This is a genomic window from Devosia alba (genome assembly GCF_039938915.1).
GTDB classification, from domain to species: Bacteria; Pseudomonadota; Alphaproteobacteria; order Rhizobiales; family Devosiaceae; genus Devosia; species Devosia alba.
The window spans coordinates 150759-163767 of record NZ_JBDUUI010000002.1 but is presented as its reverse complement, the minus strand read 5'-3'; the positions used below and the strand labels follow the sequence as shown (position 1 = coordinate 163767).

General features: G+C 61.6%; 13 protein-coding genes. 9 read left to right on the top strand and 4 right to left on the bottom strand.

Annotated features, from left to right (window positions below):
• The first annotated feature begins 136 nt into the window (after positions 1-136).
• Positions 137-526 (top strand): DUF2794 domain-containing protein, encoded by a 390-nt coding sequence (locus tag ABFY71_RS03290; protein WP_305579404.1) that lies wholly within the window; start codon positions 137-139, stop codon positions 524-526.
• 30 nt (positions 527-556) lie between these two features.
• Here ABFY71_RS03290 and ABFY71_RS03285 read toward each other — a convergent pair whose 3' ends face one another.
• The gene (locus ABFY71_RS03285; RefSeq protein WP_347944670.1) at positions 557-1057 is read right to left on the bottom strand and encodes a GNAT family N-acetyltransferase; all 501 of its coding nucleotides are present in this window, start codon (positions 1055-1057) and stop codon (positions 557-559) included.
• A gap of 100 nt (positions 1058-1157) precedes the next feature.
• Positions 1158-1928 carry a Bax inhibitor-1/YccA family protein gene (locus tag ABFY71_RS03280; protein ID WP_305579406.1) on the bottom strand — a complete coding sequence of 257 codons (771 nt, stop codon included), beginning with the start codon at positions 1926-1928 and terminating at the stop codon, positions 1158-1160.
• A 200-nt stretch (positions 1929-2128) separates the two neighbouring features.
• On the opposite strand from ABFY71_RS03280, the gene thpR reads away from it, so the two are divergent.
• The 4 genes from thpR to rlmN all read left to right on the top strand — a co-directional run bounded on the left by thpR (position 2129) and on the right by rlmN (position 5334).
• Positions 2129-2668, top strand: a complete 540-nt coding sequence (thpR, locus tag ABFY71_RS03275; protein WP_347944669.1) for an RNA 2',3'-cyclic phosphodiesterase — start codon at positions 2129-2131, stop codon at positions 2666-2668.
• A 219-nt stretch (positions 2669-2887) separates the two neighbouring features.
• On the top strand, positions 2888-3409 hold the full coding sequence (locus tag ABFY71_RS03270; protein ID WP_347944668.1) for an invasion associated locus B family protein: 522 nt from the start codon (positions 2888-2890) through the stop codon (positions 3407-3409).
• A gap of 92 nt (positions 3410-3501) precedes the next feature.
• A complete protein-coding gene (locus ABFY71_RS03265) occupies positions 3502-4005 on the top strand; it encodes an invasion associated locus B family protein (RefSeq protein ID WP_347944667.1) in 504 nt (167 codons plus the stop codon).
• Between the two features lie 123 nt (positions 4006-4128).
• A complete protein-coding gene (gene rlmN, locus ABFY71_RS03260; protein WP_305579410.1) occupies positions 4129-5334 on the top strand; it encodes a dual-specificity RNA methyltransferase RlmN in 1206 nt (401 codons plus the stop codon).
• A 38-nt stretch (positions 5335-5372) separates the two neighbouring features.
• On the opposite strand, the gene ABFY71_RS03255 is transcribed toward rlmN, so the two are convergent.
• Together ABFY71_RS03255 and ABFY71_RS03250 are read right to left on the bottom strand one after the other, a co-directional pair.
• Positions 5373-6020 (bottom strand): LysE family translocator, encoded by a 648-nt coding sequence (locus ABFY71_RS03255; RefSeq protein ID WP_347944666.1) that lies wholly within the window; start codon positions 6018-6020, stop codon positions 5373-5375.
• 74 nt (positions 6021-6094) lie between these two features.
• The gene (locus tag ABFY71_RS03250; protein WP_347944665.1) at positions 6095-6562 is read right to left on the bottom strand and encodes an Lrp/AsnC family transcriptional regulator; all 468 of its coding nucleotides are present in this window, start codon (positions 6560-6562) and stop codon (positions 6095-6097) included.
• 130 nt (positions 6563-6692) lie between these two features.
• On the opposite strand from ABFY71_RS03250, the gene ABFY71_RS03245 reads away from it, so the two are divergent.
• The 4 genes from ABFY71_RS03245 (at position 6693) to ABFY71_RS03230 (ending at position 12952) form a co-directional block, all read left to right on the top strand.
• A complete protein-coding gene (locus ABFY71_RS03245; RefSeq protein ID WP_347944664.1) occupies positions 6693-7919 on the top strand; it encodes an argininosuccinate synthase in 1227 nt (408 codons plus the stop codon).
• Between the two features lie 169 nt (positions 7920-8088).
• On the top strand, positions 8089-10227 hold the full coding sequence (locus ABFY71_RS03240; protein ID WP_347944663.1) for a putative bifunctional diguanylate cyclase/phosphodiesterase: 2139 nt from the start codon (positions 8089-8091) through the stop codon (positions 10225-10227).
• A 209-nt stretch (positions 10228-10436) separates the two neighbouring features.
• Positions 10437-12251, top strand: a complete 1815-nt coding sequence (gene typA / locus ABFY71_RS03235; protein ID WP_347944662.1) for a translational GTPase TypA — start codon at positions 10437-10439, stop codon at positions 12249-12251.
• Between the two features lie 92 nt (positions 12252-12343).
• Positions 12344-12952: a DedA family protein gene (locus ABFY71_RS03230; protein WP_347944661.1), complete on the top strand. Its 609-nt coding sequence runs from the start codon at positions 12344-12346 to the stop codon at positions 12950-12952.
• Positions 12953-13009: the final 57 nt, after the last annotated feature.

Here is a 13009-nt window from a genome sequence, read left to right as displayed (position 1 = left end):
AGACTATGTTCGCCCAATTGGGCAGGTTCAGGGACAAATTGTGGCCGGATTGGGAATTGTTCGTTCCCGAGGGGCCTTGCATCGCGGGCTGAATGCCCCGATCATGACGTCACGGTGACACGGAGTATTCGGAGCAGTGCAAAAGCGCACACCGAACGGCAACAACGGATCGCTCATGCTGGTGCATGCCAGCGAGCCTGCGGCAAATGCCAGCAATGCCAAGGTTCCCGTCAGCGTCGTGTTCGATCGAAAAGAGTTGGCGCTGATCCTGTCCGTTTATGGACGCAAGGTGGGGCAGGGGGAGTGGCGCGATTACGCCATGGATTTCCTGCGCGAGCGGGCGATGTTCTCCATCTATGCCCGGGTGTCGGAGCGTCCCCTGTTCATCATCGAGAAGACCCCGCGCCTGCGCAACAAGCAGGGGCAATACACCGTCACCAATCAGCAGGGCCGCATTCTCCGGCGTGGCCATGACATCGCCCAGGTCTTGCGGGTGCTGGATCCGCATCTGGCGGTGGTCGGCTAGATGATTGCCCTGCGGCCGAACATCACCTGACTACAGCGCGAGCTGCATGTGGACGATGTCGAGCCAGCGGTCGAACTTGAAGCCGAGTGCCTCGTGCCGGCCGATATGGCGGAAGCCGAGCTTTTCGTGCAGCCGGATCGAGCCGCTGCCTTCGGCGGTGATGACGGCAACCATCTGTTTGAAACCAAAGTCCCGTGACTGGCGGATGATCTCGTCCATCATCGCGGTGCCCAGGCCGCGGCCCATGGCGTCCGGGGCACAATAGACCGAGTTCTCGCAGGTGAAGCGATAGGCGGGGCGGGGGCGGTAACCCGAGGCATAGGCATAGCCCAGCAGTGTGCCATCGGGGTCCTGCGCCATGACAATGGGGTGGCCGGCGGCCAGCATGTGGCCGAATTTTTCGCCCAGCACCGCCTCGCCGGGGGCTTCGAGATCGAAGGTGGCCACCGAGTGCTCGACATAATGCTTGTAGATGGCGGTGATGGCGGGAATGTCAGCCCACTGGAAAGGGCGCAAGGAGAATTCGGACACGGCATGCACTCGGACAAAAAAAGGACCGCAGCCTTTGTAGACTGCGGTCCGATTTGTCGTCCATCCAAATTGCTGATTGTGCAATCAGGAAGGCTGCTGGCTACTCGCGATTGCCGAACAGGCGCAGCAGCATCAGGAACAGGTTGATGAAGTCCAGATAGAGGCGCAGCGCGCCCATGATGGCGCCCTTGGCCAGCACTTCCGTGCTGTGGCTTTCGGAGTATTCTTCCTTGATCTTCTGGGTATCGTAGGCGGTAAGGCCCACGAAGATCAGCACGCCGACCACCGAGATGATGAATTCCATCATCGAGGACTGCATGAAGATGTTGACCACCGAGGCGATGATCAGGCCGATCAGGCCCATCATCAGGAAGCTGCCCATGCCGGTCAGGTCCCGCTTGGTGGTGTAGCCATACAGGCTCATCGAGCCGAAGGTCGCGGCGGTAATGAAGAACACCTTGGCGATGGACGCGTCGGTATAGACCAGGAAGATCGAGCTCAGCGACAGGCCCATGATCGCGGCAAAGCCCCAGAAGGCGCCCTGTGCGGCCGGGACGGAGAGCTTGTTGATGCCGAAACTCAGCACCAGCACGAAAGCGAGCGGCGCCAGCATGACAACCCACTGCAGCGGGCTGGCGAACAGCAGATAGCCCCACTGTGTCAGCATGGTGCCATTGGTCATGGTCGCGACAGCAGCGTCGGGATTGGTGGTGACGGCAGCGGCGGCAGCAAACCAGGCCGCCAGGCCGGTTACCACCAGGCCAATGCCCATGTAATTGTAGACGCGCAGCATGTAGCTGCGAAGGCCCTCGTCGATGGCAGCGGCCGAGCCGGCCCGCGCACCAAGGGTCTGACGGTCATATTCAGCCATGTAGTCGGTTCCTTTCCCAGATAAAGCGGTGTTTCGCACCGCCGGTGGGCGTTTATTGCCACTTGATGGTCAATATGGATGGGGCGCCAAGCGTTTACAAGGGTTCTCGGCTTGTTGCGACGATAAGACTGGCCCGGCAGGTCGGCTGTGCTACGGTCGAGCTGCGAATCGACTTGATCTGAGTATGAGAGGAGGGCCCCATGCCCCGGCTCTTCACCGGTCTGGAAATCCCTGAGGACGTGGGTTATGCCCTGTCCTTGAAGCGGGGCGGGCTCTCCGGCGCACGCTGGATTGATGTCGAAAACTATCACATCACCCTGCGGTTCATCGGCGATGTGGATCATCCCATGGCCGAAGAGGTGGCCGACAGCCTCGATCGGCTGGCCAACTCGATGCGCTTTGATGTCCGGCTGACCCATCTGGGCAGTTTTGGCGGCGACAAGCCCCGCTCGCTCTATGCCGGCATCGAGCCAAGCGAGACGCTCAACCGGTTGCAGGCGGCCCAGGAGCGGGTGCTGCAGCGGGCCGGCCTGCCGCCGGAGGGACGAAAATTCGTGCCGCATGTGACACTGGCCCGACTGCGCGGCAGCACCGCGCTTGATGTGGCGCGGTTCATCGCCGAAGCGGGCCGGTTCGAGCCGCTCAGTTTTCCGGTGGGGCGATTCGTGCTGTACTCGAGCAGGGATTCGGTGGGCGGTGGTCCCTATGTGGTGGAGCAGCACTATCCCCTGGCGGCCTGAAGCGGTGCAGTCACGAGCCTGTTAGCGCGATATTAACCCTGGCAGCGCAAACCGGTCTGCAATTATGCTCACTGCCAAACTGCTGCCGCGTTTGGCAGGCAGTTGAAGCAAATTCGATCGAATGCGGCGGCATTTGACACCTTGGTAACCATGTCGGGGGCAGAGTCGGCGGGTGGCTCACCTCGATAACGGACCTTCAAGATGAGGAAAAAATTGGCGATGACGAGTAAAACCGGAAGCCTAGCAGTCGGGCTCGCGGTCGGCGTGATCATGGCTCTGGCGCCAGCCGCGCAGGCGCAGCAGGCGACCGAGTTGGGGACATTCAATGCCTGGACCGCCTGGCAGGCGACTGACGCGAGTGGCTTGATCTGCTATGTGTCGGCAGCGCCGCAGTCCAGTGAGCCGGTCGGGGCGAACCGCGACCCGATCCATTTCATGATCATCCACCGCAAGGGCATGGGTACCAAGAACGAGGTGCAGACCATTATTGGCTACCCGTTCAACACGACCGATGCCAAGGCCAGCGCCACTATCGATGGCAAGTCCTATCCCATGGTCACCGAAGGTTCTGCCGCCTGGCTGGCCTCGACGGGCGATGAAGGCGGCTTCGTGCAGGCGTTCAAGGCAGGCACCAATCTGACCGTCAAAGGCACCAGCCAGCGCGGTACCGAAACCACGGACAGCTATTCGCTGAGCGGCGCAACGGCCGCCGTCAACGCCATTGACGCTGCCTGTCAGTAGGCATCAATTACGGGTTGCCCGGTCCGGGTAATCCGCCCTAACTGGGCGGCGGGCTTGCTGAGCCCCCGCCCCTTATCGTCTTGAGGCCCTCGATGACCAAGTCCGCCATGGCGCTTGCCCTTGCTGCAACGCTCTTTCTGACCAGTGCTGCCAGCGCGCAGCAGGTTCGGCTGCTGGGCGAGCATCGGGCGTGGTCCAGCTATGGCGCCACCGATGCGACGGGCGAAGTCTGCTTTGCCATGACCAAGCCGGAAAGCGTGACGCCGGCACCGGACGGCTACACCCAAGCCTATATCTATATTACCAACCGGCCTGCCGAGAATGTCACCACCGAGTTCAATCTGGTGGCCGGCTTCACCTTCCAGCCCGATAGCAAGGCCACGCTCACCGTGGACGGGCTGGTGTTCAACCTGTTCACCCAGAACGATGCCGCCTGGCTCGATGATGCCAGCCAGGCCAGCGAGCTGGCCAGCGCGATCCGTGCCGGCTCGAGCATGTCGGTTGAGGGCACCAGTGCCGCCGGCATCAAGGTCAGGCAGGCCTATTCGCTTTCGGGCGCCACTGCAGCGCAGCAATCGATCGCCGCTGCGTGCTAGCAAGGCCGCCGGGCTCGGCGTGAGCGCGGCGCATCCCTGCTGTCGGGTCTGTGACTTTGCCTGGAACGCGCCTATATGCTATTGGCCGCGCCAATCCCGCAGTTTCCGGACCTTTCGCACGCCATGAGCATAGCGCTGAACCTTGACCATTCGTCTGCCATCCGGCCTGCTACCAGCAGCCGACCGTCGCTGATTGGTCTGAGCAAGCCTGAGCTGGCAAAAGCCCTGACCACGGCCGGGCTGGCCACCGACAAGGAAGCGCGTATGCGCGCCAGCCAGTTGTGGAACTGGCTCTATGTGCATGGCACCACCGATTTCGAGCGCATGACCAATGTGGCGGCGCCGTTCCGGCAGAAGCTGGCGGACGTGTTCAACCTCGATCGCCCCGAGATCGTGTCCGAGCAGGTGTCGACTGATGGCACGCGCAAATGGCTGTTCCGCTTCCGCGACCCGGCCAATCCGAACTATCCGCCAGTCGAGGTGGAAACCGTCTACATTCCCGAAGAAGATCGCGGCACGCTCTGCGTCTCCTCGCAGGTTGGCTGCACACTGACCTGCTCGTTCTGTCACACCGGCACGCAAAAGCTGGTGCGCAATCTGACCGCCGGGGAAATCCTCGGTCAGATCCTGATGGCGCGCGAACAGCTGGGTGATTTCCCCGGCGGCGTGCGCCCGGATGATGGCGGGCTGGTGCCCGCAGCTGGTACACGCGCCATCACCAATGTGGTGATGATGGGCATGGGCGAGCCGCTCTACAATTACGACAACGTCAAGCAGGCGCTCCTGATCGCTTCGGCCGGTGACGGCATGAGCCTTTCCAAGCGCCGCATTACCCTGTCGACCTCGGGCGTGGTGCCGTTCATCGAGCCGACCGGGCGCGAGATCGACGTGATGCTGGCCATTTCGCTGCATGCCACCAACAACGATCTGCGCGACGTGCTGGTCCCGATCAACAAAAAGTGGCCGCTTGAAGAGCTGCTTGAAGCCTGTCGCACCTATCCCGGCGTGTCCAATTCGCGACGCATCACCTTTGAGTATGTGATGCTCGACGGTATCAATGACAGCGATGCCGAAGCGCGCGAACTGGTGCGGCTGTTGGCCGGCATTCCGGCCAAGATCAATCTGATCCCGTTCAATCCCTGGCCCGGCGCCAATTACGGCACCTCGCCGTCAAGCCGGATCGAACGCTTTGCCGATATCGTCAACAAGGCCGGCTATGCCAGCCCGGTGCGCACGCCGCGCGGTCGCGACATCTTTGCCGCCTGCGGCCAGCTCAAGAGCGAAAGTGAACGCCTGAGCAAGAAGGACCGCGAGGCCCTGGCGGGGTGACGCTGCCGGCACTGGTTCCTGAACTGTCGGTCAGCTGCTCACTTGCGGCCTTCAGCGAGCAGGATCGTGGCCGCAAAGGCCATGAAGACCGCGGCAAAGCTCCAGTTCAGCGCCTTGCTGACCCAGGCATTGTCGCGTAGCGTCGTGGTCAGCCATTGCGCGAACAGCACGATGGCGATGACGACGGGCAGCGACACCAGCACAAATTCGACGCCCAGGAACAATAGCTTGCCCACGGCGTGCGGATCTTGCGCCGAGACGAATTGCGGCAGGAAGGTTACGAAGAACAGCGCCACCTTGGGATTGGTCAGATTGATGCCCAGTCCGGTCATGTAGCTTTGCGCCAGCCTGGGGGGCTTGCCGCCCGCCTGGCTGACCAGAATGCCGCCACCGGAGCGGACGGCCTGAATGGCCAGCCAGACCAGATAGAGCGCGCCGACGATCTTGAGCACCCAGAAAGCGGTGGGCGCCGCCACGATCAGCATGGAAATGCCGAAGGCCACCAGTGCGGTATGCACGGCAATGCCGGTCAGGGCGCCCAGCACCGTGGCATAGCCATGCAGGCGGCCAAAATTCATGGTGCGCGAGACGAACAGCGCCATGTCGGGGCCCGGGGTCACGGCGAGCACGAAAGCGGCCAGTGCAAAGGCCAGGATGACGGACAGATCAGGCAGAAAGGCGGGCATGGTGGCTCCCGGCGCGCAGAAATCAGTGACAGATCTAGCGCAGTGGTTGGCGCCAGGCCAGCGCATTGGCGGGCTCAGAGCAGGGGCAGTCCGGTGCTGGCCTTGATGGTCTCCATCGGCACGTCGGTCTTGACGCTCTGCACGCTGGGGATGCGGGTGAGATGGTCTGACTGGAAGCGCCAATAGGCATGCAGGTCGGCGGTCACCACCCGCATGATGGCGTCGCATTCCCCCGTGGTCAGATAGCATTCCACCACTTCGGGGAATTTCCGCACGGTGTCGGCAAATTGCTGGGTGACGGCGGCATCCTGGGTCTTGAACCAGACGCGGACGAACACGGTCAGACCAAGGCCGACCCTGGCCGGATTGAGCACGGCGATATAGCGGTCAATAATGCCGGACTCCTCGAGCAGCCGGACCCGGCGCAGGCAGGGCGAGGGCGACAGGCCCACCTGATTGGCCAGATCGACATTGGAGATGCGGCCATCGTTCTGCAGCACGCGCAGAATGCGGCGGTCGATGGCACCGAGCACTAGCGGCATTTAATGCTTCCCGATTGGCGTGTAATGGCAGGTTATGCCGCAAATGAACCCATGTGTGAAGTTTTGGCAAGATTATTGCGTTTGAGCTAGTCTATCCTCCCACATCACTATGTTAACAAAGACAGAGCTCATGGCAAAAGATATCAAAAAGGTCGTGCTGGCCTATTCGGGCGGTCTGGACACCTCGATCATCCTGAAATGGCTGCAGGAGACCTATCAGTGCGAAGTGGTGACCTTCACCGCTGATCTGGGGCAGGGCGAAGAACTCGAGCCGGCGCGCAAGAAGGCCGAACTGATGGGGATCAAGGATATCCGCATCGAGGATCTGCGCGAGGAATTCGTGCGCGATTTCGTGTTCCCGATGTTCCGCGCCAATGCCGTCTATGAAGGCGTCTATCTGCTGGGCACCTCGATTGCGCGGCCGCTGATTACCAAGCGCCTGGTCGAGATCGCCCAGGAAGTGGGGGCTGACGCCATTTCCCATGGCGCCACCGGCAAGGGCAATGACCAGGTGCGGTTCGAGCTGACCGCCAATGCGCTCGACCCCTCGATCAAGGTGATTGCGCCCTGGCGCGAGTGGGATATCTCTTCGCGCACGCAGTTGATCGATTACGCTGAAAAGCACCAGATCCAGGTGCCCAAGGACAAGCGCGGCGAGGCCCCGTTCTCGGTCGATGCCAATCTGCTGCACACCTCTTCGGAGGGCAAGGTGCTGGAGGACCCGGCCCAGGTCGCGCCCGAATATGTCTATCAGCGCACCACTGATCCCGAGCAGGCACCCAATACGCCTGAAATCATCACCATCGGCTTCGAGCGGGGCGATGCGGTTTCGGTCAACGGCATCGCGCTGTCCCCGGCGGCACTGCTGACCAAGCTGAACGAACTGGGCGGCAAGCATGGCGTGGGTCGGCTGGACCTGGTGGAAAACCGCTTTGTCGGCATGAAGTCACGCGGTGTCTATGAAACCCCGGGCGGGACAATTCTGCTGGCGGCGCATCGCGGTATCGAATCGATCACGCTTGATCGCGGTGCGGCCCATCTCAAGGACGAGATCATGCCGCGCTATGCCGAGCTGATCTATAATGGCTTCTGGTTTGCGCCCGAGCGCGAAATGCTGCAGGCGCTGATCGACAAGAGCCAGGAATTCGTTACCGGCGAAGTCACCATCAAGCTCTACAAGGGCAGCGCCAATGTGATCGCCCGCAGCTCGCCCCTGTCGCTGTATTCGGAAGATCTGGTGACCTTTGAAGAGGGTACTGGCAGCTATGACCATCATGATGCCGAAGGTTTCATCAGGCTCAGCGGTCTACGGTTGAAGACTTATGCTGCCCGCAACAAGCAAATCGGGCGTGGTTAGTCCGTCCACACACTAATAGAGGCTCGCGTTCATTACGCGGGCTTCATCGCCGCTACCGCTTTAATCCGTCGTTAAGCCATTCGAAATACTCTTGCGGGCGGCGCCATATTAGCGCGCCATTGAGGGGACTCGTCGAGTGCGCACAGTGGAAACTGGCAACTTGAGCGAAATGGCTGAAGCATTGCTGCTTGATGCCGCGCTTGAAAACATTCCATACGGGTTTTGCGTCTGGTCATCGCAATTCCGCCTCGTCATGTGGAACCAGCACTACAGCGATTTTTACGGCTTTGCCGAAGGCGTCCTGCATCGTGGCATGAGCCTTGAAGATGTGGTGCAACTGAGCTTCAGCCTGGGCAATCATCCCGGCCGCACCTCTGCGGAGTTCTACGAAACCTATACCGACGAACTGCTGGCCAATCGCGATGGGGCGCAACGCAAGTCCCAGGAGGAAGTGCGGGGCGGCCGCACCATTCAGTCTTCCCATACCTATTCGGCGGCCCTTGGCTGGGTGGTGACCCATGAGGACATCACCGACGAAGTGGCCCGCACCGAGGTCGTGGAAAAGCGCAAGCTGGAGCTGGAGCGGCAGAACATTCGTCTCGATGCGGCGGTCAACAATATCAGCCAGGGCCTGTGCATGATGGACGCCCGCGGGCGCTTGATCATCTGCAATGAGCCGTATGCCCGCATTTACGGCCTGCCCGAACACCTGCTGCGGCCAGGCACCCAGCTTGAGGATGTTCTGGGCCATCTGTTCGACATGGGGATGAGCACAACCGGCACGCGCGAGGAGTATTTCATCTGGCGCCAGGGGCTGATTTCCCGGCGCGAATACGGCAAGACCGTCTATGAGCTCAATAACCGCACCATCATGATGCAACACCATCCCATGAAGGATGGCGGCTGGGTGTCTACCCATGAGGACATTACCGAGCAGAAACAGAATGAAGCGCGCATCCAGCACCTGGCGCGCCATGATGCGCTGACCGATCTGCCCAATCGCATCGAGTTTCTCGACCAGATGGCCAAGGCCGAGGCGGCGCTCAATCGTGGTGAGATCGCTGCGGTGCTCTATATCGACCTGGATCACTTCAAGGCGGTCAATGACACGCTGGGCCATGCGGTGGGCGACGAGGTCATCAAGCAGGCATCGGCCCGGCTGTGGGGCGCCACGCGTGAGACCGATGTGCTGGCCCGGCTGGGTGGCGACGAGTTCGCGCTGCTATTGCGCCCCATCGACGGGGCCGATTCGGCCGCCAGGGTGGCCGACCGCATTATTCGCTCGATCAGCGCGCCGATGCTGATTGGCGGGCAGCATATCGAGATCGGCGCCAGTATCGGCATTGCGGTGGGGCCCGGCGACGGGGTCAAGACCGACACGCTGGTCAAGAACGCCGATCTGGCGCTCTACAAGGCCAAGAGCGAAGGCCGCTCGACCTACCATTTCTTTGAGACCGGCATGGATGCGGACCTGCAGCAACGCCGCACCATCGAGGCAGGGTTGCGACTGGCCCTGCAGCGCGATGAACTGCGGCTGGTGTATCAGCCGCTGCTCGGACTGCAGCAAAACCGCGTCATCTGCGTCGAGGCCCTGCTGCGCTGGGACCATGAAGATCGCACGGTCTCGCCAACCGAGTTCATTCCCATCGCCGAAGAAACCGGGCTGATCGTGCCGATTGGCGAATGGGTGCTGCGCGAGGCCACCAAAACGGCCGCCAAATGGCCCGGCGATGTGCGGGTGGCGGTCAACCTGTCGCCCATGCAGTTCAAGACCCGAGATCTGGTCGGTCTGGTGAAATCGGCGCTCGCCGACGCTCATCTGCCTGCGTCGCGGCTCGAGCTGGAGATTACCGAATCGCTCTTGCTGGCGGACAATGAGGCCACGCTCAACGTGCTGCACGAGCTGCGGGCCATGGGGGTGCGCATTTCGATGGACGATTTTGGTACCGGCTATTCCTCGCTGAGCTATTTGCGCAGCTTCCCCTTCGACAAGATCAAGATTGATCGCTCCTTCATGCGCGATCTGACGGACCGCAAGGATAGCCAGGCCATCATGGAAGCGGTGATCGGGCTGGGCCGCTCGCTGGGCATGTCGACGACAGCCGAAGGGGTGGAAACGGAAGAGCAACTGGCCATGGTGCGGGCGCAGGGCGCGACGGAAATCCAGGGGTTCCTGTTCTCGCCGCCCTTGCCACCGGCGGCGCTGCTCAGCCTGCTGCGCGCCCAGGTCAGAAAGGCGCCGGAGCCGGACAGGCCGGCCGCTCGGCCACCGGCAAGCGCCGACGCCGTTCTGGGTCTGGCCCGGTAACCATCCGACACGGTTTGGACGGGCTGCAACCCACCTGTGCGTTGGCTGCGCTTGTAGAAAAGGCCATCTTCCTGTAAGGCAGCGCTGAAAGTGCCAGTCCTCCCATTGTCGAAGCATTGGCGCATCTTTATTCCTGCATGGTTCAGCCGTTTGTTGCCGCCCCTATCGCGGCCCGAGGTTTTGGGATCATGCCAACAGGCCGGATCCATATGTCCTTGCGCAATATCGCCATCATCGCCCACGTTGACCACGGCAAGACCACCCTGATCGATGTCCTGCTCAAGCAGTCGGGTTCCTTTCGCGAAAACGAACGCGTCGAAGAGCGCGCCATGGACAGCAATGATATCGAGCGCGAGCGCGGCATCACCATTCTGGCCAAGGTCACCTCGCTGCTCTGGAAAGACACGCGCATCAACATCGTGGACACCCCCGGCCACGCCGACTTCGGCGGTGAAGTCGAGCGCATCCTGTCCATGGTCGATGGCGTGGTGATCCTGGTCGATGCGGCTGAAGGCCCGATGCCACAGACCAAGTTCGTGCTCGGCAAGGCGCTGGCCCAGGGCCTGCGGCCGATCGTGGCAATCAACAAGATCGACAAGGGTGACGAGCGTCACCTTGAAGTGCTCGAAGAAATCTTCGACCTGTTCATCGCGCTGGACGCGACGCCCGAGCAGCTCGATTTTCCCGTGCTCTACGGTGCTGCCAAGCAGGGCTGGATGAGCGCCGATCCGACCGGTCCCAAGGAAAGCCTGGGGCCATTGCTCGACAAGGTCATCGAGCACGTGCCCGAGCCCAAGGTCGAAGAAGGCCCGTTCCGCATGCTGGTCACCACCATCGAGCGCAACCCCTTCCTTGGGCGCATCCTGACCGGTCGCGTCTTCTCGGGTGCGGTAAAGGCGGGCGATACCATCCACACGCTCAATCGTGAGGGTAAGGAAGTCGAAAAGGGCCGCGTCTCCAAGGTGCTGGCGTTCCGCGGCCTCGAGCGTACTCCGGTGGACCTCGGCGAAGCGGGCGACATCGTCGCCATTGCCGGTCTCGAAACCACTACCGTGGCCGATACGATCGCCGCGCCATCGGTGTCCGAGCCCATCGCTTCCAAGCCAATCGATCCGCCAACCCTGTCGGTGACCTTCCGCATCAATGACGGCCCGCTGGCCGGCCGTGAAGGCGACAAGGTGCAGTCCCGCGTGATCCGCGAGCGGCTGATGCGCGAAGCCGAAGGCAATGTGGCCATCCGCGTCACGCCGGGCGAGGACAATGACAGCTATGACGTGGCGGGCCGCGGCGAGTTGCAGCTGGCGGTGCTGATCGAAAACATGCGCCGCGAAGGCTTTGAGCTGACCATTGGTCGGCCCAAGGTGCTGTTCAAGGAAGAAAACGGCGTCAAGATGGAGCCGGTCGAAGAAGTCATCATCGACGTCGATGATGAGCATACCGGCACCGTGGTGCAGAAGCTGACCGAGCGGAAGGGCGAATTGACCGATATGCGCCCGTCCGGCATTGGCCGCACCCGCATCCAGCTGCTGGTCCCGACCCGCTCGCTGATCGGTTATCAGCCCGAATTGCTGAGCGATACGCGCGGCACGGCGATCTTCAACCGCCTGTTCCACTCCTTTGTGCCGTTCAAGGGTGAACTGCCCGGTCGTCGCACCGGCGTGTTGATCTCCAATGGCACCGGCCAGTCCGTAGCGTTCGCGCTGTGGAATCTGGAAGACCGTGGTCAGATCATGATCGACTCTGGTGTGGACATCTATGAGGGCATGATCATTGGCGAGCACAGCCGCGAGAACGATCTCGAGGTCAATGCACTCAAGGGCAAGCAGCTCACCAATATCCGCACTACCTCCAAGGATGAAGCGGTGCGGCTGACCACCCCCAAGAAGCTGACGCTGGAGCAGTCGCTGGGCTATATCGCCGAAGACGAATATGTCGAGGTGACGCCCAAGTCGCTGCGCCTGCGCAAGATCTGGCTCGACCCCAATGATCGCAAGCGCATGAGCCGGACCGCCAAGGCCAGCTAAGAAATCCAAGGGCTCCTGCGAATTCGTTGGAGCCCTTACTCTTTCTTGGCAGTTTGCAGTGAAGGTCCGGGCTGGACCAATTGGGGCGTGCAATGACGGCGTGGATTATCGAGACGATTTCGGATCTGGGCTATGTCGGCATCTTTCTGGTGATGCTGGCGGAGTCGCTCTTTCCGCCGATACCGTCCGAACTGATCATCCCGTTTGCCGGTTTTGCCGCCGCCAATGGTGATCTCAACTTTTTCGCGGTGGTCGCCACCGCCACGCTGGGCGCCGTGGTGGGCATGTTGCCCTGGTATTATGCCGGTCGGCTGTTCGGGCTCGCCCGGGTGCGCTGGCTGGCCGACAAGTTCGGCCGCTTCATGGCTTTCAATGCCGAGGAGATCGATATCGCCGTCGGCTGGTTCGTCCGCTTCGGGCCGATCATCGTGCTGTTCGGCCGGCTGGTGCCGCTGATCCGTACGCTGATTTCCATTCCGGCCGGCCTGTCCCGGATGCCATTGCCAGTGTTCCTTGTCGCTTCGAGCAGTGGCGCACTGATCTGGAACACCATTTTGACCTCGGCGGGCTATGTGCTGCATGAGCACTATGAGGTGGTCGAGGTGATCCTGGATCCGCTGAGCTATATCGTGCTGGCGCTGGTGGTCCTGATCTACGCCTATCGCGTCATTACCTGGCGGCCGAGCCAGCAGGCCCGCTAGGCCGAGCCCGCCCTCGGCGAACGGTTTCAGCCATTCCCGGCTTGACCCCAGGCGGGG